Origin of the sequence: Nocardia sp. NPDC047648 (genome assembly GCF_040642815.1) — a bacterium.
GTDB classification, from domain to species: domain Bacteria; phylum Actinomycetota; class Actinomycetes; order Mycobacteriales; family Mycobacteriaceae; genus Nocardia; species Nocardia gamkensis.
Map to the genome: position 1 here is coordinate 181,696 of NZ_JBEYSX010000012.1, position 21,281 is coordinate 202,976.

Here is a 21,281-nt window from a genome sequence, read left to right on the forward strand (position 1 = left end):
TATGGCGGGACGAGCTGCAGGTGAGGTGAGGTGAGGGCGGGGATGTCAGACTTCCGCGTCGATTTCATCGCGAGGAACGCGGTGCCGTTCTAGCGCGCGTGCGCCGGCTGTCGGTCATCTGTCGACGCGGACGCTGCCAGTAGATCAGGGAGTACGGACCCATCCAGTCGTGACATGAAGGATATCGGTTCTATCTGTCCGACTCTCGAACGGATCGATCGCGGCCGTTTCCGGTCTTTACCACTGTGCGGCCAACGCCAGGTGGCGTGGCGTTCCGTAGCGCACCGATATAGCAATGCGATAGGTGCCGCTTTCCGATGCCCCGCAACAGTGGCTGGCCTGAGGGATCGCAGGCAGAGCTGGCCAATTTTGCCGCGGGCGATGCGAGTGTAGAGCAGTCCCGTGTGATCGCCCCAATGCAGTCAATAACCGACGGGAAATGCACCCAGCGTGGGTGAAATTGCCGATATATGTCGGTGGTGCTGACGGTCCGGGGGCCTTTCTGCAAAATGTGTACAAAGTGGGTACCCAAAGAGCGTTGACACGTACATCTTCCTGCCGGAAGACTGCTTGTAGCCCGAACATTCGGTACTCGATCGGACATCCCGGCAGCAACTGCCGTGGGGCTCCGCTCGTTTATGGATGGATGAGGCTGACAATTCGCCGGGGGCGGTGGGCAATTCGCGTGCGCCGTAGCTGCGCTGTGCGCTGCACGTGTACGAGATGTCCTTCCATTCGCTGTCGGGCGAACGCTGAAGCTCGGTGTGAAATGTGATCAGTTCATATCGAGCGGCCACCATTTCGATGTACGGACAACGTGCGTCAGCAATGAAAGGAATACCTAACTCATGGACATTCTCGCTCTGGCCTACGAAGTTTCGAATCTCGCCTCGAGCGTTCTGTCGATCCTGGCGAACGGGATCTCGCTTCTGCACTCGTTCGGCGTGATCTAGCGCTGCGGGCGTGAGCCATCCCACACGTTGCGGGCCGGCTCCTGGAAGTCTCCACGGTTTCCCGGGCTCATCGCAGAGCCCGGGAAACCGCGAAGACTTCACCGTCAGCTGCTGCGCTGTCTACCTCCGATGCTTCTCGATCGTTGAAAGAGGAATTCCATTGCGACATTCCATTACTCGCTTCGTGACCGAGGCCAGTGTGGCCCTCGGCGGCGTGCAGGTCGCTGCGCGAGAAGCCCTTGTTCATGCAGTTGTGGAGGTCAGTGCATGAGAAGGCATCGCCGCTGCCCTAGGAGTACACGAGCCGGTGCGTGGGGAGCGGTGGCCGTGACCACCGCCGCTGTGATGGCGACAGGCGCCGGCTCCGCAGCCGCAGACGAAGGGCCCGTCCCGCTGCCCGGCTGTCCGGCGCTGCTGGTGTTGGGCGTGCAGGGTACCTCCGAGTCGTCGCCGACCGCCTCTCCTACGGCGGATTCGGGAATGCTCGGCCGGGTGTTCGCGCCGATGCTCGCTGAAGGAGCCAGCGTGGACCGCGTCTACATTCCCTACCCGGCATCATTCGGTGGTGCGCTGGGCACCGGACCGGGTACCGACCCGTTCGCCTCCTCGACCGATCAGGCGCGCGCTCGACTGGACGCCACTGCAGCCGAGGTCATGGACCGTTGCCCGCACACACAGATCGCGGCGGCGGGATATTCCGGTGGCGCCGCGGTAGTGTCCGGCTTCGCACAGGACATCGGCGCGGGTATCGGTCCGGTGCCTGCAGATCGAGTGGCCGCGATCGCGCTGCTGAGTGATCCCACGCGACCGGCCGGGACAGGGCCGATACCGGGTCTGGCGGGCCAGTCGTCGCCGAGTGCCCCGCCGGGCACCGACGGCACGCACACCGGACAGGTGCGGCTGTCGCCGGTCCCGGGCAGCGGCGGCATCGCCGATCGCGGCACCGACTTCGGTGTCCTTGCCGGGCGAGTAGGCGAGTTCTGCGCGGCGGGTGACTTGGCATGCGATGCGCCCGGTCATGCCGCAGCGCTGCGCACGGCAGCCGGACTCGCGGCGCAGGCCGACCTACGTGACCCGATCACTGCGGCAGGCAGCTTGGCAGGGGCATGGGGTCAGACGGTGACCGAGACGAGTAATGCGGTGTTGCTGTCGGATGTCACCGTTGATCCAGCTGGCCAGGCGAATTACGTCCCAACGCAGACCGTCTCGCAGCGGCTGGCGGAGGCGGCGGATCCCCGCACTCCCGCGGCGACCGCGGAGCAAACCCAGGCTGCAGCGGACAAAGTCGGTCAAATCGTCGGCGCGATCGTCGCCGACCCGCTGGAACAGATTCCGAGGCTGGTCAATCAGATCGGCGCGGCGGTCGGCGCGGAGATCGCGGCGAACGCCGACCTGCTGAATCCCGCAACCCTGTTGCACTACGCGACGGTCACTGTCGCACACACCGGGTACGGCGCCAACGGCCAGACCGACGAGGCAGCCGACTGGTTCGCCGCAGCCTCACATGATCTCTTGGGGAACGGGCAATGAGTGCCGAAGCGCAAGGCCACACCCGATATGTCCTGAGCTCGAGCCTCATCGCCGCACCGACGACCGCAGCCGATGTCGTTGCGTCACCAAAGCGCATTCCGGGAGGGCTGCCGGACCAGCCCCGCGCGGCCCGATCGTCGGTTTCCCCGGCGTCGATCTCCGCTGCTACGAGGGCGTGCGCACACAGCAGGGACGGGTACTCACATGCGGCCTCCGCGCCACTGGCCCGCGGGCGAAGAGATGTGCACGGGCGCCACGATCGAGCGGCGGAACCACGATGAGCTCCTACGAGGACGACCAGCCGCGCCACCACGATGATGGTCGTTGCAGACCAGACCGGTTAGAGCTCTATGGGTTAGTGCCCGCAGACGGTCTTCTCGCGTCGGGTCCGCTCGGCGCGGAGCATGAACTCGCGCAGGTCGAACGCCGCGATGCCGACCCGGCGACCGAATTCGATCTGCTGCGCAGGATCGTGCGGGCCGCGGCGGTCGCCAGCGTAAGCGAGGGAGAGTTCGTCCGTCGGCTGCGCACGCCGCGCATGATGCTGCAGCCACGCTTCAGCGCGAACGATTCGACTGTCGCCGGTTTCTCGCTGCGCGATCCGCGCACAACGCTTCTGCGACCGGAGGTATCGGACGCGGAACTCGGTGGCGATTGCCTGCTGCCGGTGCTGCGCCTGGATTGGGACTCCAGCGAACAGGCGCGGTTGGAAGCGGCGGCGGAGTGGCGACACGTGCGCATCATGGGCCGCTGGGAGCGGGAATCAATCCTGTTGACCTCCCCGGCGATGTGGCAGCGAGCGCTGGTAGACGCCACGCAGTTCAATCACCGCCTGCAACTTTCCGAGGCTGCGGATCGCCACAGCTGGCAGTGGGCGGCCACCCGAGTCGCCGGAGTTCTCGCGATCTGGTCGCTGCGCACCGAACCCGCCTCCGGTGGGCCGTTGGCCACGGCATCCGAGCAGGTTGCCCGATCCGGCATGGCCCGGGGCAGCGGTCCGGGCCCGAAGACGGACGTGGCCCCTTCGGCCAGTCTTGCGCGGACGGCGTATGTGCTGGCTCAACAATCGGCCACAGCCCACGACGCGGCGCGCGAGACGCTGTTACTCGCGCAGTTGTCCGCGTCGGTGATGCTCATCGCGAAGGCCCATCGCCGACGCGGCGAGCTACCGGCCGCGATGCGGCTGGCAGAGCGCGCATTGTCCCCACTGGCGGAGGTCGAAAGGCAGATGCGCGAACGCATCGATCGGCTCCCGCCCAACGACGATGCGGTAGGCGAGTAGATGCCGCAACAGCCGAATACCGACACGATCTCGGCCGCCCTGCACGCTGCGCGCGCCGTCATCGACGACAACGACACTGAAGCAGCCGGTCTCATCATCATTCTGCTGCGTGAGGGGCATCCGGTGACCGTGCTGCGACAGCCGCGGGGCGAGATCGACCTGGCGACGATCACCGCAGCGGCACGGTCGGCGAGCGCCGCGGTGGTGATCGTCCTCGGTGCACCGGCAGCCCGGGGGATCGGACCGATACTGATGCGTCTGGACGAGCTGGTGGCGCAGCTGTCAGCGGCAGGAATCAGCGATCCGGTCGCAGTGCACGTTCCCAGCCTCGACGGTGTCCAGGACACCGTCGTGACGGCCTTGACCAACACCGGCGACCGGGTCGTGCCCGCCCTGGGTTCGCACCGCCGTGCCCGCCGAAGAGGCAGGATCGCTGCGCTCCTCGGCGGCCGCCGCCCAAGTCGCGAGAGCAGGAGAGCGTGATGCATTGCGACACAAAGAATCCGGATGACGACACCTTGCCGAGGCGGTGGCAGACGCTGAGCAGTGTGGTCACAGCCCACGCCGCGGTTGTCGTCGCGGCCGCCGTCGGATGGGCGACGATCTGGTCGCCGAACCCCGAACCGTCGCATCCGCCGAGCAGCACCAACACGGTGATCCTCGTGCCCGCCCACTCGGGCGACAGGGGCTGTGAAGGCGCGGCTGACGGCGTGATCCGCCTGGCCGTGCGGGTCATAGACACTGGGGTGCCGCAATGAGCGCGGATCTGTTGATCCTGACCGCCTTCGCAGTCGCGGCGGTGAGCATCAATGCCGCGATCGGCTTGACAGCCCCACCGCCACGACGCACGGTCCACCACACCGACACCGGTGCGCCACCGGAGCACAGCGGGAGCTGATCGTGCTGAACTTCGAGTCGGTCTATCCGGTCGTCATCGCGCTGGGCACGGTTATAGCGAACGTCGCGCTCACGATCGGCGGGCATTACCCCCGGTGTGCACGTCAGCGCTGCCGCGACTGCCCGCGCAGCTGTGCGAGGAGCCGTCGATGACTCCCTCCGGCCCTCAGAGCTCACGGCTCGAACAGAAATCAGCCGCGGCACCGGCCGTGGGGAGCGATAGTCCTCGCCCACTGAAAGAGACGGCGTGGGTGCTGGTGCAGACATTCCTGCCCGGCTTGCCGCGATCGGTGGTGGCCGAAGGCGCCTATCCCCGGCGATTCTCGCGAGTCGCGCGGACACGGGCGGCGGGCAGTTCTACAGCGGCGCAGCACATTCCCGCGATCATCGAGCAGACCGTCACCACCGGTGAGCCGCAGGTGCGCGCACTTCACCCACCCTCGGGTGGAGCGATGCGGGTGTTCGCCGTCCCGGTCCTCGGCCCGAATGATCACGTGTGGGCAGTGCAGCTGTGGGCCGGCCCGCGCGATGCCGCAGTGCCGCTGCGACCGGAGGTCGGCGCCATGCTGTGGACCGCGTCCGGTAGCGGACTCGTCCACACCACCAGCGCACTCGAACGGATACTGGACAGCGACTCGATGCGGTCGACTGACCGCACGCTGCCGGACCTCATGCGACATTTCGAACGCATCGAGGACCGCACCGCATTTCTGCGCCTCTTCGGCGACACCCCCACCCCGAAATTGTGGTCGGGCACCGCCATCACCGCAGGGGTAATGAGCCAAGCGCGGCTGCATGTTTCCATTGCCGCCTGCGGCAGCGGAGCTGGACGCACCCGCACCGTCCAAGCCCTGGTCCACGACATCAGCGACGCGAATCCCGTTCCTGCTCCCGGAATGACGACGCGGCTGATCCGAGCGGTGCCAATTCCTGCCCAGCACGCCGTGGGCGTGGTGGACCTACGCACCGGCCTGCTGCACGAGTGGGTCTCCCAAGGGCCGCCGCCCCTGGACCGGTGGCTGCACCAGATGCCCACGATCCACCCAGAGGACATCACCAGGCTGGCCGCCCTACGGGCGGAGTTGCTATCCGGGACCGAGCACGCCCGCAATCACTGGCGGATGCGCTGGGACGACGAGGAGGACTGGGTCGTCGTCGCGGCCCGCTGGACAGTCCTGACCCGCGGGGACGCACCTCAGGCAATGGTCGATGTGCGGCTGTCCGCGCCACGGCGCACACGACCCACGCCACGGCCTGACCCCGAGCAGCAAGCAAGCAACCCACCCGGCTCGAATCCTGACCACGCAGAGCGGGCCCTATGAGCACTGATCACGCCGCAGCCCAAATACCACCACCAGCGCGTGCCGAAGCGGCCCTCGCACTGGCCCCGACTGGCCCACGGGCGCGGCATGTCCTGACCGACAGCCGCATCAGCGTGGCCACCGGCGCACGCCGCCATCAGCACCCTCCATGATGCGGCCGCCGGGTCGCGCCGACACAGAACAAAACGGCGACAAACGAAGCCACGGGGGCGAGCAGCGACAAACGACCTGTCGCACCAAACATCGGAAAACGGCTGGAGCGGGTATCGACAGCTGAGACAAGTGAGGCAACAACTATGAACTCACCGGATTCGCGACAGACCATGGCGAAAGTCGCGATCATCGGCGCCGGTTTCGGCGGACTCGCGGCAGGAATCGCGCTACGCGAGAACGGGATCGACGACTTCCTGATCTTCGAGGAGGCCGACGATGTCGGAGGCGTCTGGCGCGAGAACACCTACCCCGGATGCAACTGCGACGTACCGTCACATCTGTATTCGCTGACCGCACAACCCTATCGCGGCGAAGTCCGCTACCCGGGTCAGCGGGATATCCTGGACTATCTGCGCCAGGTCGTCTGCGACCACGGACTGCGCCCGCATCTGCGTCTGCGCACCGCCATCGCCCAGGCGACTCTCGATGAGGACACAGGCCGCTGGCGGCTCACCACCGCCCAAGGACATATCGTCCACGCCGAGACCGTGATCTTCGCCGTGGGGATGCTGCACCGCCGCCATCTGCCCGACATCCCCGGCCGCGACACCTTCTGCGGAGACTGGTTTCACTCCGCGCAATGGGACCACACCCGAGACCTCCGGGGCCAACGTGTCGCGGTCGTCGGCACCGGCGCCAGCGCCGTGCAGCTAATCCCCGAACTAGCGGCTATCGCCGAGCAGGTGCGCGTGTTCCAACGAACTCCGACCTGGGTGCTGCCCAAACCCCGCCCCGAGTTCGGGGGGCTCACCCGCACACTAATGCGGAAGATCCCGATCACCCACGAGCTGTATCGCGCACTGGTGTACTACGCGGCCGATCTGGTGCTGGCACCAGTGATGACCGGCGGATGGTCGGCGCGCCCTGCCGAATGGGCCGCTCGCGCCTACCTGCGCTGGCAAGTCCGCGACCCGCGGCTTCGTGACGCGCTGACCCCACAGCACCGTATCGGCGCCAAACGCATACTGCTGTCACGCAGCTACTATCGAGCGCTCGCCCGCGACAACGTCGAGCTCATCACCACCCCGATTCACAGCGTCACCCCGACCGGCGTCCGCACCGAAGACGGTGTCGTGCACGAGGTCGACACGATCGTCTACGCCACCGGGTTCCGGGCCACCGAGTTCCTGGAACCGATCCGAGTCGTGGGCCGCGGCGGCATGCTGCTGCACGAATACTGGAAGAACGGCGGCGGAACATTCCTCGGCCTGGCTGCGCCGAAGTTTCCGAACGCCTACTTTCTGGCCGGCCCGAACACCTTCAACGCCGCCGGCTCCAACATCGGTATGAAGGAGTCCCAGCTGCGCTACATCATGGCCGCGATCCGGCTGCGCGAAACCTCCGGCGCGGCCGCGCTCGAGGTCAGCGCCCACGCCATGGCCAGCTACGACCGGTGGCTGCAGGCGGCGATCGCCCACACCGTCTGGCCCACCGGAGGACCCAGTTGGTACAAGACCGCCTCCGGCCGGGTCGTCACGCCGTGGCCGTCGACCGCCCGGGCGTACGCGCGGATGACCGCGCGTGATCCCGCTCTGGACCTCGTCCCGCTACCGCTGCGCGGACACGCAACGCCCTACCGGTCCAGCGATCGCTTCCCGACGCGCGCACACCCTCCCACGCCCATCACACACCGCCACGTCGTAACCGGCATCAGCCAGCAGCGACGCACATCCACCCACTCTTTCACCGAGGACCTGTCATGACCACTTCCGCTGCGGCCGATGGCCGCGCCTACTGGCATTCCATCCACTCCACCCGCACCCACAGCCCGGCCCCCGCCGCGCTGCGGCACACCCTCGCCGGTACCGGCACCCTCGAGCAGCGCCGCGTCCGCGACATCATCGCCGCACTCGACGACGACCCCGCCCCGGGCCGCAGCTACACCGATACCGCCCACCACGGCTACGAGCTGATGGCCCAGCTCGTAGCCGCGCTCGGCGGCTCAGCCATCGACATCGCCCGCAATTTCCCACTCCTGTGCGCCATCTACGACTCCGCCGCGATCCACGCCCCGCGGCTGCTGACCGTGCTGCATTCGTTCAACTTGGGCATCGCGCCCATCCTGCGCCTGGGTAGCGGAGCCGACTACCAGCGATCCCTACTGCAAGCGCTCGACGACGGCACCGCCAGCGGCGCGTTCGCCGGCACCGAACTCGGCCACGGCACAAACCTGCTCGGGTTACAGACCCAAGCGATCTGGCAACCTCAGCAGCGTCGATTCCTGCTGCACACACCGAGCGCGGCGGCGATCAAGTGGATGCCGAATATCGCCGATCCCACCGTCGCCAAGATCGGGGTCGTTCTGGCCCGCTTGGTCGTCGCCGGAATCGACGAAGGGGTATGGCCGTTTCTGGTCGTGCTGCGCGACGGCGACGGCCAGCTCACCGAGGGCATCGAATTGTGCCCGCTCCCGCCATCGGTAGGTGGACCAGAGATGGACCACGCCGGTTTTCGGTTCAACGCGAAGCCGCTGCCCGCGGACGCGCTGCTGTGCGGGCAGTTGGCCCATTTCGATGATGAGGGCCGCTTTCACTGCGCTTTGAGTCGACACCGGCGATTCCACGCGGCCATCGGCACCATCGATTCCGGCCGCGCTCTCTACGCCGGCGCGGCGCTGGCCAGCGCCCGAGCGGGATGGAGCATCACCACCCGCTACGCCCGCCAACGGCTCACCGCAGGCGGTGTCCTGCTCGGTGACCGCGACGGCATCCAACGCGACCTGGTCTCCGCGGCCGCGCGCATCACCGCCGCCACCGCATTGAGCAACGTCACCCGCGGCCGGTTCACCACTGGAGAAGGCGGCGAACCGGATCCGACTGCCGCACCGATGGCGATGCTGGCCAAACCCCTGGCCACCTACACCGCACGCGACGTACTGACAACGTGCCGTGAAATCGTTGGTGCGCAGGGTCTATCGAGCATGAATTACTTCGGTGACTACATTTCCCGGGTGGCCGGGACGGTCACCGCCGAGGGCGCCAACAGCGCGTTGTTGGTGGCGGCCGGTCGCAGTATCGAACTCGTCGCCACCGGTCGCGCACCCCGATACACCGACATCTCCCAACTGCGGGTCGTCGACGAGCGCGCACCACTGCCGTGGTGGAACGCGATGCTGCGCGAGCGGGAGGAGGCGATCGTCGCCGCTGCCCGAGAAGGCGCACTCACCGGGGGCGGCGTCGTCGGAGCCGACACCGCCGCCACCGAGGTGGCGATCGCCGTGACCGACCGACTGGCCTCCGATGCTGTGATCGCCGCCGCCACCGCCACCGACGACCCCGAAGCCGAGGCCATCCTGCGGGATCTGGGTGCGGTGTTCGCGCTCGAGCGCATCAACGCCCACGCCGCCTGGTATGCCACCCACCGGCAGCTTCCGGCCAAACGTGCCAGTGAGGTCCAGCGGCAGCTGACCGACCGCTACGCCGCGCTCGCAGCGCACCTGCACACCACCGTGCTCGATGCCTTCGGTGTCCCGCCCCTGCCCGCGCTCATCGACCAGCCCGACTACATCGCCGCCTGGAGCGAGCAGTTGGGTTGGCGCACCGAGGATTTCAGCGAGGTCACCGCCGAGCGGGCCAGCAGCGCGTCCGGTCCTCGCAATGCCTGACCGCTTCGGGTTTCGGTACGCCGAATAGGGGAGGTTGGCAAGTGTGGAGCTGGAGCCGCGCTGTCGTCGAGCGCGCCGAAGCGGCGTCGTTCACCGCTTGGAGATATCCACCCCATCTGTACGGAACACACGACTGCTTGCCGGACTGCAACTCGGCGCGGTTATCGACACCTCGCCGTGGGCGGCGGGTGCGGATGCGGGATGGGTGGAGGCGGCTTCTCCGGCACGGACGGCGCGAGGTCCAGAACGACGAGCGTGTCGACGTCGATGAGTTCGGTCCTGCTGCGTGAGGAGACGGCCAGTTCGGGATGTCCCCGTCGCTGGGATCGCGCCGGGACTGGCCAGAACAAGTCGATGGGGCGATCGAAGGGCGCCCGACGCGCGTGCGTGCGAGCCGTTCCGGCCCACGAGGCCGGGGCGGCTGGACCCGTCAACGCGAGCGAACCCGACTTCGGCGGCGCGATCACCTCTGTTGCCGACTGTGGTTCACAGGCGCGCCTACACGGCCGCGGTCTTAGAGGTGTGGTGGCCTAAGCCTGTGACACAGTGCGCAACACCTCGCAGTCTGGCCGTTCGGGCGGAGAGGAGAACGCAGAAGCTGAAAACCTCAGTGTGTCGAGCCGCCGAAGCCGAAGTTCGCACGACATGGCCCGCTTGGAACCAATTCTGAAAGAGCGAGGAGTGAAGACCGAAGTCGAGCACTGGCTATCTCGCTCCGCTTCGAGGGAAGTCGGTGGTGTCTCCGGATACGCCGGATGCCCGATCCAGGGCTAGCCAGTATCTCAGACCTCGGTGGCCTCGCCCTGATGACTGATCTGATGCTGCTGGAGGATGAGACTCAGCGCGAGAGTCGATCACGCACGCCCACATCATGTCTCGCGACAGGTGATGTTGTGCACTGACCTCCCGGCCGAACTGGAGTCCGAATGGTCCAGCGGATGCCACTTTCTGGAAAGGCCAGGGAAGTCAGCCCACGCGGATCCGGTGCTGCCTCCTCGGGGGCAGGAGGCAGCACCGGCAGGAACTCGTCGGTGGGGGTATCGGCCGGGTAGGCCCGGCGTAAGTGAGTTCCCGTCTTCTTATGCGCAGCAGAATTGTTTCTGCCGAATTCCACGATACTCGCTTCCGATCGTGATTTGTCAATGCCGTTAACACACCCACTGTGGGTGACTTTTCACGCTGCGCTATAAGCAGATAGCGAAATGTACCCAGCCTGGGTGCATTTCCTGGAAGCGGCACGCGGGTAGGCCGCCGAAGGTCTGGAGATGCTGCCCAAAGCTATGGTTAGCAGCGCAACCCGTCGTTCAGCGGTTCAGTGGTCGATGCTGTTGGTGCGCACGTTGCCCCACCGGTTGTGATCTGGAATCTTTTGTCGTTGCGGTTATCGCCTCGGCGACTTACAGTACGAATGCGCCCCTTTGGATGGGGGTTTCCCGGTATCTCGCTGGTGGCGGAACCGGATGTGGCGTCGTTTTCCGTGTGTCGGCAGTGGCCGACACGTGAGCGGCTTTCGGAATCGCGTGTATTCCAGCGTGCATGTATTGGTCGTATTCGATCATCGGCTGTGTCTTCGTTGCGGGTGATCTTGCCCGCCCATCCGGGGCAGCACGCTCGCTGTGGTGCTCGCGCGCACTCATCGAACGAGGGGTATCGAAGAATGGACACACCCAGGCGACGGCATCTCGCCCGAGCGATGTCGCTGAGCGCACTGCCGGTGGCCATGGCGGTCGCAGTCGCCGGAATTGGCGCTGCTGATCCGGGGCAGGGCCTGGCGCCGGTGAATCAGGAGAGCCTGCTCGCTGTCGACGCGGGCGTCACTGCGCCGCCTACGGCGGCAAGGTTTTCCACCGGAGTCGAGGCAGTGCCTATCCCGGCGCCGATGCCTGATCCGGTGCCCGACATCACCCACCAGGTCCTCGACGCGATCACCTCGCTGACGGAGGAACTGGTGGGCGCCCTCGCCGAGGCGCTGCCGCGGCCTCTGTGGCTGGGATCCGGACGATGAGGCTTCCCGTCCGGGCTGCAAACAGGCGATGCCCTCTGGCATCAGGGAGAAAGTCGCGGCGAGAGATCGCTGCGGACGTGGCGTTCACCGCCGTCTCGCGGCAGACAGCGGGATCCGATCACGGGTTCAGGCCAGCGCGTTGGGTGCCTTTCGAGTCGGGTTTGAGGATCTGAGGACGATATGACTGTTCGACGTCAGCCGATGCTGGCTTTCGCGGCGACAGCAGTGGCCGCCGCGCTGGCTGCGGGGCCTGCGTATGCCGCGCAGCCAGGGCTGGAATCACCGGGCCAAGGACAGCCCGGGTTGAGCACGACACCTCCGGCACCGGCACCGGCGCCTGCGCCGCCGGAGGACTCACCCACTGTTGTGGATCTCCTGCCCAAGCCTGCGCGACCGCGCCCGAGCCAGCAGACGCAACCGGCGGTCACCATCCGTCCGCCGGCTGCAGCACCGGCACCCGAGCCCGAAGCGGACTCTGGTGAGGTAGAGACTCAGCAGGCGCAGCAAGCACCCGCGCCTGAGCCGGTCGCGCCTGGTATGCAGCCGCGCACGCTGCGGTTCGGGACGGAGACGGTGGCGGTGCCGGAGTGGGTGCCGCCGGAAGCTCAAGCAGTCGCGCAGGATCTCGCTGATACCGCTGAGTGGTGGATCGCGGCGGGTTTCGACGCGGCGGGGCTGCCGATCGATCAGTCCGATCGGCGCGCGGCCGCGACCATGGTCGGTGGCGTCGCAGGCTGGAGTGTCGGGGCCAACGCGGGCGGGTTCGTCGGCGGCTTGACCGGCTGCGCTGCGGGCATGGCGGTCGGTGGTGTCGCAGGCGGAGTGATCGGCGGCGCTGTATCCGGTGGTGCCTTGGCGCCGTTCGGTGCGTTCGCTGGCGGCTTGGCCGGGTGCATGGCCGGCGCGGCGATCGTGGGCATCCCCGCCACAGTCGCCGGAGGAGTCGTCGGCGCCAGCGTCGGCGCAGCGGCAGCCGCGGCCCTCGGGTCCGACACCCACCTCGACCCCGCCGAGCCGCCCTCCGACCAGACCACCGACACCCCTGCCGCACAGCAGGATCCGGACACGCCGACCGTCGACGAAGACGTCGATGCTTCCGCCGGGGCTGACGAGGACTGCTCGTGATCACGCCGCTGCGGCGGCTGCTGGCGGCAGCCGCGATCACCGCGACAACGACGGCGGCCGCCGTGGCGGCGGCGCCGGGCACGTGGGCGCAGCCAGTCACCGGCCAGAACTGCCCGGCGCTGTTGGTGATCGGCATTCAGGGGGAGGGCCAGGCCGCGGCCGACGCTGCCCCCGACACCGACTCCGGAGTGCTGGGTCAGGTGTTTCGTCCGATGCTGTCGGCTGCCGCGCCGGGGTCGGTGCGCCGGGTCTATGTGCCCTGGCACGACGCCTCCGTCCCAGCTGTCGCGGGCACTACAGGCGGTGGCGGGTTTGCAGCCAGTGTGGACGCCGGGGTCGCGGCGGTGTCGCAGGCTGCCTCTGAGTTCACGTCGCGATGCCCGAGCGGGCAGGTTGCGGTAGCGGGCGCGGCGCAGGGCGCGCAAGTCGCCTCGCAGTTCGCGCAATCGGTGGCGCGCGGAGCGGGCGCTGTCGCCGCTGAGCGTGTGGCGGGGGTGGCGCTGTTCGGTGATCCGAGCCGCACCCCCTCGGCGGCGTTGTTTCCCGGTCAGCCGGGCAAGACGGTGCCCGATCCGGCGCCGGGCACCAGCGGCGGCGCGGTGGCCCGGCTTCAGGCGTTGCCGCAGCAGCCGTTGACCGGCGGCGGCATCGGGCCGCAACGCGGCGCGGTGGCCGACTTCGGGCCTTTGGCCGGGCGGGTGGCAAGTTTCTGCGTCGCTGGCGATTTGGCGTGTGACACCCCGGCGCAGGCCCCGATCTTGCGGGTGGTGTCCAACATCGTCGCTGCGGCCGATCAGTCCGGCGGTGATCCGCTGCGCGCGTTGGCGTCGGTCACGCAGGCGTTGGCGTTCACCGCCATCAAGACCGCGACCAGCGTGGTGAACAACGACGTGCAGGGCACGTCGTTGGCGTCGCTGTCGCTGTCCTCGCGCACGTCTCTGTCGGCGCGCATGGCCGAGGCGTCGGATCCGCGCACCCCCTTGGAGATCAACGACGTGTTCAAGGCGCTGCTGAAAGTGGGCACGATCGCGTTGAATTCGGTGATCACGGTGGCCAAGGCGGTCATCACGCCGGGAAACATCGCCGAGATCGCCGCCGCGGGGCTGGCGAACCCTGTCGCGGGGTTGGCTGTTCTGGGGCAGAAGCTGTTGGGAGCTTTGCCGCAGTTGGTGCCGCCGACGACGGTGTCGCGGTTGGTCAACCAGGCGTTCGAGGCGGTGGTCGCCAACGTCACCGACAACACCGGCCTGGTGGACACCACCACCGGGGTGAAATACAGCGACGCGATCAGCAGCCGCGGCGCCTACACCGCCAACCCCGTCGCCGCCGACGGCGCGGCACCTGTGCAGTTCACCGCCGACTGGTTTAGCGCCCTCGCCCGTGATCTCACCGCTCGCCCGACACCCACTACGGCGACCTCGACAACTACCGCGACGCCGAGCAGCGGCTGGTCGATCGGCGGCGCGCCCTCGACGACCGCGCCGACGACCAGCAGCCGACCGGGCGGTGGGGGACTGTTCGATTCCTGGCCGTCTTCGACCAGCCCCACTCCGTGATGTCTGGTCGGGCCGGTGGCGTGCGGGCGCACAGGAGAGGAGGACCGTTGTCCGATCCGCGTGGTGAATTCATCGTCCCTGGCTTGTCCTCGCCGCTGCCACCGAGCTGGCCGGAGTCCGACGAGCTGGACATGCTCCCACCCGAGGCGCTGTTGTTACCGGACGTCACCGAGGTGGACTACACCACATGGCTGCCCCAGCCCGCGCCCATCACCTCGACCACGGAGGCCTCCAAGCCGCCTGAGCAGATCGCTCGGACGACTACTGACCGCACCCGGCCGCGGTCGCGGAGCCGGTTGGTGGTCGCGCTGTTGTCGATCTGCGGTCCGGCCGTGATCATCGGTCTCGGGATCTGGGGGTGGCCCGCCGCTACCGCACCGCAATCCCGGTCACCGCTCACCGGTGCGGCGTCCCCGCCCTTGGCTGCGCCTCCGGCTTCCTCGGCCGCGCCTGAGCAGTGGTGCGTGCAACGCACCGGCGCGGATAGGGTCAGCGGCAGCGGGGCGGGATCGACCGCGTCGGGGCCGGAAGTGATTCTGGCGCTGGAGTACTCGTACTACACCCGCCGTGACGCCACGGTCGTGCGGACACTGCTGGCGCCTGAGGGCCGGTTCGGCAGCGACGCGGAGATCCAAGCCGGCATCGACGCCGTGCCGACCGGCACCACCCACTGCGTGGACATCACCCCGGCCGGGCCGGACCGGTGGGCGGTCACCGTGACCGAACGCTGGCCCAACGACTCCCGAACCGTGCACCGGCAAACGATCTCGACCACCACCCGCGATAACCGCACGCTGGTGGTGGCGGTGGAACCGGCATGAGGTCAGCCGCCATGGACATCACCACATCCACCAGCGACCGCGTACGCACCCCCCTCAACCGGGCTCGTGCGAAAGCGTCTACCCGCGCGGTGGTGGCGCCGCCGCCCGCCCAGCGGGCTCCGGTGTGGGATCGCCCGGTGCCGGTGGGCCGCGGTGCTATACCTGGCGGCAGACCGCCGCTGGTGTGGCTGCTGGGCGCCCACGGCGGCGCGGGAGTCACCACGCTGGAGCGGTTGCTGGCTCCCGCGGCGGACTGTCACCGCCGCTGGCCGGCCCCTATCGGCCGTGAGTCGCCGTATGTGCTGGTCGTGGCCCGCGCCACCGTCATCGGGTTGGCGGCCGCGGACGCTCTGCTGCGCCAGCACCACGCCGGGCTGGCCGGAGCCAGCACCGTCGTGGGGCTGGTCACCGTCGCCGCGCGACCCGGCCGCGTCCCGGCGGCGATCCGCCGCGACCGCGACCTCTACAGCGGGCTGGTCGAGCACCTGTGGCATGTCGACTGGCACGAAGGCTGGACGCTGGCCGGACACGACGCACTCCCGGTCTGGACCCCCGGACAACCGACCCCGCAGGGTGCACGCCGCGACGACGAGTTGTCCACGCCGCCACCGGATGTGCGCGCGCTCGGGGCAGCAGTCACCGAGACCGTCGCCGCACTGCATCACGCGACCATCACCGACATCGGAGAGACATCATGAGCTGGATCCTGTCCGCCGCCGAGCACACCAGCATGCTCGCGCAGGTCAACAACTTCACCCCCGAAGCGCCGCCGGGCACGAGAGGGCTGACGAAGTTGGTGCAGTGGCTGATGTGGTTTGTGCTGCTGTCGGGGGTGAGCGCGATCATCTTCGCTGGTGGCCGCTTCGCGTGGGAGAAGTGGCATGGCGGCATGCTCGAGTCCCCCAAAATGGTCGTCGGCGCTTTGATCGGCGGCATCGTCGCCACCAGCGCCGGATCGATCATGAACGCCATCCTCGACGTGTAAGGGGTTGGGGCGGCCTGATGATCGAAACGGTTGTGGCGTACAAGCAGTTGCCGCCGGAGATCACCGACCAACTGCGCCAGATATTCCAGTGGCTGCTGTGGGGTGTGGAAGTCGGGCTGATCATGCGGCTGGCGTGGGTCGGCGGCCGCGCCGGCTGGGAATACTTCCGCCCACCCCCCGGCCCACCCGCCGCACCCGCGGAGGTGATGCGGGTCCTGCTGTCGTGGGTATTCGCCACCGTCGCCTGGCCGATTGCCGCCTCCCTGCTCATGGACCTCGCCTTCTGACCCATGCGCACGCGAAAAGGACTGCACATGAACCCTTTTAGAAACCAGCGTTGCGCTGTGGCCGCTGTCGCGGCGGCCCTGGTGACGATGGGTGTGGCAGTGGGCGGCTGCGGCCGCGACGATCACCAGGCACCGGCCTCGGTGCATGCCGATGATCTGACCGCGGTTCCTGCGGCCGTGCACTGGGTGGACTATCAAGGTGTGCGGCTGCCGGTCGGCGCCGACGGACCCGGGCAGCTCAGCGCGGAGGCCGCGACAGGATTCACGCACACTCCGCAGGGGGCGGCGCTGGCGGCGATCGTGCACACGGTGCGGATGTCGCTGGCCCCCGACGAGCACTGGGCCAGCGTCGCGGCACACGAAATCGCCGCAGGCGCGGGCAAAGACGCCTGGGCCAGCTCTCGGGTGCTGCTGTCGATCCAGGGCCGCGCCGATCCCGCCACCGCGCCTCGCGTGCGCGGCTACACCATCGCCGACTACAACCGCGCGATCGCCCACCTACAGATCTACACGTCGTTCCCGGACAATTCGGTCGCGGTGAACACCGCGACGGTGGTGTGGGTGGCCGAGGACTGGCGACTACAGCTGCCCGACCCGTCGGCCACCGACCCGGTGGTGCGCGAGGCCGCCACGGTGGACGCCCAGGTGAGACTGGAAGCCCCCCAATGACCACCGAGCGGCGGAACACCACCCCAGAGGTACGGCAGGTCAGTGGGTGGACTGTGGCGTCGGTGGCGCTGCTGGCGCTGATCCTGATCGCCGCCGCGATCGCCTTCGCCGCCCACCGCACCCACACCTCCACCACGGGCCGGGATCCCGTGGCCGCCACGACCAGTGCGCCGCCGGCGACGGGGGAGAGCTTCGATGTGCCGACGGTCGATGCGTTCGGCCGCCGCGTGGACATCCCCCGCAACCCGGCCGGGCAGCTGCGCGCGCAGACCGGCCCCGTACGCCAGCCCAGCGACCCGGACTGGCTGACCGCGCCGCCCTCGGGTTTGGCCGAGCCCGGCGGGTGGCAACGTGTGCACGGCGCGGTCGTGCCGTTCTCCACCTCCGACGGCCCCACCCGCGTGCGGGACGGGATCGCCGCCGGCTACGCCCACACACCCCAGGGCGCGGCCGTGGCCGCGGCTGCGAGCATCAACCAGGTCGCCGCCCGCCCCGGAGACCGGGCCCTGGTCGCCGCCCGCATGGTGCTGACCGCCGCCGACCAGGCAGCCTTCGACGCCGGGATCGCCGCCGGGAAACTACCTGTGCAGCAACCGGAGTCGGTGACCCGCGCGTTGGTGGCGCCCGATGCGTACCGCATCGACAGCTACGCCACCGATCTGGCGGTACTGCGACTGGCCGCCCGCACCCCGACCGAGCCCACCGGCACACGTTCGTGGGTGACGGTGACAGTGGGCATGGTCTGGCATGAGGGGGACTGGCGCCTGCGCGGCAACGGCCAACAGCTACCCACCACCACAACAACCGATCTGACGGGGTGGACACGATGGTCCTGAACCTCGCCCGCCGTCTCGCCCTCACCGCCGCCGCGGTGATCGCCGTGCTGATCAGCGCCGGGGGCGCGGCCGCGGCACAGCCGCTCACGCCGTCACCGACGCCCGCACCGGTCCCGGCCGAATCCGGCACCTCGACCACCTACGGGTTCGACCACACCTGCAACGAGATACACGACGCGCTGTCGTCGATCCCCGGGCTGGGCACATGGACCGGGGATGTGGCCTCGGCGGTGTGCAAGGCGGGCAACGCCGCCTCCCACCCGGGCAGCGCGATCGAGGCCACGAAATCCAAGCTGTGGGATTCCACGTTCGGGCAGGTGACCGAAATCCTGCTCGACGGGCTGGGTGACGCGCTCACCTTGAGCACGGCATGGGCACAGTTTTTACCCAACGACCGCATCCTCGACGACCCCGCCACTGGCGGGGAGACACTGTGGCAGCGGGTGGATTCCTACACCCGGCAGGTGCAGACGTGGCTGCTGGCGTTCTCGATTCTCCTCTCGGCGTTGCGGATCGGGATCGCCCGCCAGCACATGGCCGCCGAGCACGCCGAAGAAGCCTTCCGCACCTTGGTGCGCTCGACCGCGACGACCTGGATCGCCGGTTTCGCCATCTTGGCCGGTGCCCGGCTGAGTGACGCGTTCTCGATGTGGATCATCAACGACTCCACCGGCGGCAACGCCCGCGGCGCGGCGGAGCTGCTGGTGCGCACCGACCGCTTCGGCGTGTACGGGCCGGGACTGGTGTTCATCGTCGCCCTGGTCGGGATCCTCGGCGCGGTGGCGATGGTCGCGTTGACCATCATCCGCCAAGCCCTGCTCGTGGTCGCCGTCGGCATCTACCCGCTGACCGCGGCGGCGTCGGGGATGAGCGGCGGACGCGCGTCCTTCCAGCGCCTGGGTGCGTGGATCGTGGCGTTCCTGCTGTTCAAACCGGTCGCGTCGCTGGTGTACATGATCGCCTACCTCACCGCCGACACCACCAACACCACCCTCGACCAGCAGCCGCCCGCGGGATCGGCGGATTCGGCGCACCGCGCGCTGGTCGGCATGGTCTTGCTGTGCAGCGTGGCGTTCGTGCTTCCGGCGCTGGTGCGGTTGGTCGCCCCCGCTATGAGCGTGATCGGCTCCGGCGGCAGCGGCGCGGCAGCCACCGGCGCCGCAGTCGGCGCAGGCATCATCGCCGCCACCGGAGGCAAAGCGCTGTTGGCCCGCGGCGCAGCGTCCGGAGGTGCAGGCTCTGCCGGATTCGTCTCCAACACCGGCAGCGGCCCGACGAGCAGCGGGCATTCCGGCCCGGCCCGCCCCACCGGCGGAGGTGGCGGCGGCGGTGGGGGTGGGTCGCCGAAGCCGCTGCCGGGCCCGGGCGGTTCTCGAGGACCTGCGAAACCGTCTGCGGTGCAGGCTAATCCCTCAGGTTCAGGGGCCCTGGTGCGGCGTGCGGTGCACCCGTCGACGGTCGCGACCGGCGCGGGCCAGGCAGTCGACCGCGTGAGCGACGACGTCACCGGCGGGGCCCCGCCTGCGTCGGGGGTGGCGCGCTATCGCGGGCCGGATCTGGGGCCTCATGACATCCCCCGCTGAACAAGTGGTGCCGCAGCGGGTTTCGTTCAGGAAGGAGTCGCGGTGAGCGTGGAGTATGTGGAGCGCACCTACAGTGCGGGCTCACGGCCGCGCACCGAGGGCTTGTTCGGGCTGTCGTGGGTGGCGATGATCACCGCTGGTGCGGTGATCATCGCGGTCGTGCTCACCCAAGCGGTCTTCGGGCTGCTGGCCGCGGGCGTCGTCGCCGCCACGGGGACGGTGGTGACCGCGCCGCTGGTGATCCAGATCGGCGGCCGCACCGGGTACGCGCGGGCGCTGCTGCTGTGGCAGTGGTGGCGCGGGGCCCGCCGCGGCGAGCACGTCTACCGGTCCGGGTCGTTCTCGGCGATGCCCGGCGGCGCGACCCGGCTACCCGGCCTGCTGGCGCCCTCACGCATGTATGAGGGCCAGGCCGTCGACGGCCACCGCTTCGGCATGATCCACCTGCCACGCTTCGACGAATACACCGTGGTGCTTCGGGCGTGGCCGCAAGGCGGCGAAGCCGTCGACCAGGACCTGGTGGATCAATGGGTTGCGGCCTGGGGAGCGTTCCTGGCGTCGGTCGGTTCGGCGCCGGATGTGAAAGCGATCGTGCCGGTGATCGACACCATCCCCGAAACCGGCAACCGGCTGATGGGGGAGGTCTCCGCGCTCACCCACCGCGACGCGCCGGCGCTGGCGTCGAACGTGATGTGGGAGCTGGCCTCCCAGCTGGCCAGCCAACGCGTCCAATTGGAACCACGCATCGCGATCACCTTCGAAGCCACCACCCCCGAACGCCGCAAAGTCCCCGCCGAACAAGCCCTGGAGATCGGGCGCCGCTTGCCGGGCATTCTCGTCGCCCTCGCCGAAGCGGGGGTGCGAGCGGAGCCGATGACCGCCGCTCAGATCACCGCGTTCGTGCGCCGCGCCTACGACCCGGCCTCTCAAGCCGACCTGGAAGCCGCCGCGACCGAACCGGATGGTCACGGCGTCACCTGGGACATGGCCGGCCCGCAAGACGAACAGCAACGCTATGACCGCCTCCAGCACGCTGGTGCGGTCAGCATCACCTGGGAGATGACCGAAGCACCCCGCGGCGTGGTGACCGAGCGGGTGCTGCAACGGCTGCTGGAACCCAACCCCGACCTGCCCCGCAAACGCGTCGCCATCGTCTACCGGCCACATTCGGCGGCCGAAGCCACCCGCCTGGTCGACGACGACTACCGCAACGCCCGCGTCGCCGAACAGAACACCCGCGGCGGGCTGGTCTCCGCGTCCGCGAGCATCCGCGTCGCCGGAGCCGAACAAGCCCGACAAGAACAAGCCCGCGGCCACGGGTTGACCCGCTACGGCATCCTCATCACCCTCACCGCGCCCCGCGGCGAAGACATCCCCCGCATCGAAGCACTCGTGCGCGACCTGTCCACCCAAGCCCGGCTGAGCATCCGCCGCTGCAACACCTACCACTCCGCAGCCTTCGCCGCCTCCCTCGGCGTCGGCGTCATCCTGCCCGAACACGCCACCATCCCCGAAGCACTCGAAGGGTAGAACGATGGCGAAAACCTCCAGATCGCAGACGGAAACGCCGCAGCGTGCCTCTGGCGCGCCGGCGTCCAGTCGGCGTGGGCCCC

19 protein-coding genes are annotated in these 21,281 nt (G+C 68.6%); all 19 read left to right on the top strand.

The genetic code is table 11. The features are described 5' to 3' along the window. The first annotated feature begins 1,280 nt into the window (after window positions 1–1,280). The 19 genes from ABZ803_RS24570 (at window position 1,281) to ABZ803_RS24660 (ending at window position 21,198) form a co-directional block, all read left to right on the top strand. Complete coding sequence (locus ABZ803_RS24570; protein WP_357042467.1) at window positions 1,281–2,483, top strand: cutinase family protein; 1,203 nt, start codon at window positions 1,281–1,283, stop codon at window positions 2,481–2,483. A gap of 277 nt (window positions 2,484–2,760) precedes the next feature. Beyond that, window positions 2,761–3,765: a hypothetical protein gene (locus tag ABZ803_RS24575; protein ID WP_357042470.1), complete on the top strand. Its 1,005-nt coding sequence runs from the start codon at window positions 2,761–2,763 to the stop codon at window positions 3,763–3,765. Then, window positions 3,766–4,248: a hypothetical protein gene (locus tag ABZ803_RS24580; RefSeq protein WP_357042473.1), complete on the top strand. Its 483-nt coding sequence runs from the start codon at window positions 3,766–3,768 to the stop codon at window positions 4,246–4,248. A 65-nt stretch (window positions 4,249–4,313) separates the two neighbouring features. Further along, window positions 4,314–4,523, top strand: a complete 210-nt coding sequence (locus ABZ803_RS24585; RefSeq protein WP_357042476.1) for a hypothetical protein — start codon at window positions 4,314–4,316, stop codon at window positions 4,521–4,523. After that, window positions 4,520–4,663: a hypothetical protein gene (locus tag ABZ803_RS24590; protein WP_357042479.1), complete on the top strand. Its 144-nt coding sequence runs from the start codon at window positions 4,520–4,522 to the stop codon at window positions 4,661–4,663. Before ABZ803_RS24585 ends, ABZ803_RS24590 begins: the two co-directional genes overlap by 4 nt. A gap of 250 nt (window positions 4,664–4,913) precedes the next feature. Beyond that, complete coding sequence (locus tag ABZ803_RS24595) at window positions 4,914–5,984, top strand: GAF domain-containing protein (protein WP_357042482.1); 1,071 nt, start codon at window positions 4,914–4,916, stop codon at window positions 5,982–5,984. Window positions 5,985–6,280: 296 nt separating this feature from the next. After that, complete coding sequence (locus ABZ803_RS24600; RefSeq protein WP_357042485.1) at window positions 6,281–7,900, top strand: NAD(P)/FAD-dependent oxidoreductase; 1,620 nt, start codon at window positions 6,281–6,283, stop codon at window positions 7,898–7,900. After that, window positions 7,897–9,801: an acyl-CoA dehydrogenase family protein gene (locus ABZ803_RS24605; protein ID WP_357042488.1), complete on the top strand. Its 1,905-nt coding sequence runs from the start codon at window positions 7,897–7,899 to the stop codon at window positions 9,799–9,801. The genes ABZ803_RS24600 and ABZ803_RS24605 overlap by 4 nt, the downstream gene beginning before the upstream one ends. A 1,657-nt stretch (window positions 9,802–11,458) precedes the next feature. Further along, complete coding sequence (locus tag ABZ803_RS24610) at window positions 11,459–11,806, top strand: hypothetical protein (RefSeq protein ID WP_357042491.1); 348 nt, start codon at window positions 11,459–11,461, stop codon at window positions 11,804–11,806. Window positions 11,807–12,343: 537 nt separating this feature from the next. Then, the gene (locus tag ABZ803_RS24615; RefSeq protein WP_357042494.1) at window positions 12,344–12,931 is read left to right on the top strand and encodes a hypothetical protein; all 588 of its coding nucleotides are present in this window, start codon (window positions 12,344–12,346) and stop codon (window positions 12,929–12,931) included. Continuing rightward, entirely contained in the window at window positions 12,928–14,487 is a 1,560-nt protein-coding gene (locus tag ABZ803_RS24620; RefSeq protein WP_357042497.1) for a cutinase family protein, read from the top strand. Before ABZ803_RS24615 ends, ABZ803_RS24620 begins: the two co-directional genes overlap by 4 nt. Before the next feature lie 47 nt (window positions 14,488–14,534). Further along, window positions 14,535–15,308 (top strand): hypothetical protein, encoded by a 774-nt coding sequence (locus tag ABZ803_RS24625; RefSeq protein WP_357042500.1) that lies wholly within the window; start codon window positions 14,535–14,537, stop codon window positions 15,306–15,308. 11 nt (window positions 15,309–15,319) lie between these two features. Then, complete coding sequence (locus ABZ803_RS24630; RefSeq protein WP_357042503.1) at window positions 15,320–16,006, top strand: DUF6668 family protein; 687 nt, start codon at window positions 15,320–15,322, stop codon at window positions 16,004–16,006. Further along, window positions 16,003–16,293 carry a hypothetical protein gene (locus tag ABZ803_RS24635; RefSeq protein WP_357042505.1) on the top strand — a complete coding sequence of 97 codons (291 nt, stop codon included), beginning with the start codon at window positions 16,003–16,005 and terminating at the stop codon, window positions 16,291–16,293. The genes ABZ803_RS24630 and ABZ803_RS24635 overlap by 4 nt, the downstream gene beginning before the upstream one ends. Before the next feature lie 17 nt (window positions 16,294–16,310). Further along, window positions 16,311–16,580 (top strand): hypothetical protein, encoded by a 270-nt coding sequence (locus ABZ803_RS24640; RefSeq protein ID WP_357042508.1) that lies wholly within the window; start codon window positions 16,311–16,313, stop codon window positions 16,578–16,580. Window positions 16,581–16,607: 27 nt separating this feature from the next. Beyond that, window positions 16,608–17,249 carry a hypothetical protein gene (locus tag ABZ803_RS24645; protein WP_357042511.1) on the top strand — a complete coding sequence of 214 codons (642 nt, stop codon included), beginning with the start codon at window positions 16,608–16,610 and terminating at the stop codon, window positions 17,247–17,249. Further along, window positions 17,246–18,085, top strand: coding sequence for a hypothetical protein (locus tag ABZ803_RS24650; protein WP_357042514.1), 840 nt, complete (start codon window positions 17,246–17,248; stop codon window positions 18,083–18,085). Before ABZ803_RS24645 ends, ABZ803_RS24650 begins: the two co-directional genes overlap by 4 nt. Further along, on the top strand, window positions 18,076–19,668 hold the full coding sequence (locus ABZ803_RS24655; protein ID WP_357042517.1) for a hypothetical protein: 1,593 nt from the start codon (window positions 18,076–18,078) through the stop codon (window positions 19,666–19,668). Before ABZ803_RS24650 ends, ABZ803_RS24655 begins: the two co-directional genes overlap by 10 nt. Window positions 19,669–19,710: 42 nt before the next feature. Continuing rightward, the gene (locus ABZ803_RS24660; RefSeq protein WP_357042520.1) at window positions 19,711–21,198 is read left to right on the top strand and encodes an SCO6880 family protein; all 1,488 of its coding nucleotides are present in this window, start codon (window positions 19,711–19,713) and stop codon (window positions 21,196–21,198) included. Window positions 21,199–21,281 lie beyond the last annotated feature (83 nt).

Bases quoted from the DNA above. Each gene is read 5' to 3' on its own strand.
- ABZ803_RS24575 (WP_357042470.1), top strand. From the start codon at position 2,761: ATGAGCTCCTACGAGGACGACCAGCCGCGCCACCACGATGATGGTCGT.
- ABZ803_RS24580 (WP_357042473.1), top strand. From the start codon at position 3,766: ATGCCGCAACAGCCGAATACCGACACGATCTCGGCCGCCCTGCACGCT.
- ABZ803_RS24590 (WP_357042479.1), top strand. From the start codon at position 4,520: ATGAGCGCGGATCTGTTGATCCTGACCGCCTTCGCAGTCGCGGCGGTG.
- ABZ803_RS24600 (WP_357042485.1), top strand. From the start codon at position 6,281: ATGAACTCACCGGATTCGCGACAGACCATGGCGAAAGTCGCGATCATC.
- ABZ803_RS24605 (WP_357042488.1), top strand. From the start codon at position 7,897: ATGACCACTTCCGCTGCGGCCGATGGCCGCGCCTACTGGCATTCCATC.
- ABZ803_RS24610 (WP_357042491.1), top strand. From the start codon at position 11,459: ATGGACACACCCAGGCGACGGCATCTCGCCCGAGCGATGTCGCTGAGC.
- ABZ803_RS24615 (WP_357042494.1), top strand. From the start codon at position 12,344: ATGCAGCCGCGCACGCTGCGGTTCGGGACGGAGACGGTGGCGGTGCCG.
- ABZ803_RS24630 (WP_357042503.1), top strand. From the start codon at position 15,320: ATGGACATCACCACATCCACCAGCGACCGCGTACGCACCCCCCTCAAC.
- ABZ803_RS24635 (WP_357042505.1), top strand. From the start codon at position 16,003: ATGAGCTGGATCCTGTCCGCCGCCGAGCACACCAGCATGCTCGCGCAG.
- ABZ803_RS24640 (WP_357042508.1), top strand. From the start codon at position 16,311: ATGATCGAAACGGTTGTGGCGTACAAGCAGTTGCCGCCGGAGATCACC.
- ABZ803_RS24645 (WP_357042511.1), top strand. From the start codon at position 16,608: ATGAACCCTTTTAGAAACCAGCGTTGCGCTGTGGCCGCTGTCGCGGCG.
- ABZ803_RS24650 (WP_357042514.1), top strand. From the start codon at position 17,246: ATGACCACCGAGCGGCGGAACACCACCCCAGAGGTACGGCAGGTCAGT.
- ABZ803_RS24655 (WP_357042517.1), top strand. From the start codon at position 18,076: ATGGTCCTGAACCTCGCCCGCCGTCTCGCCCTCACCGCCGCCGCGGTG.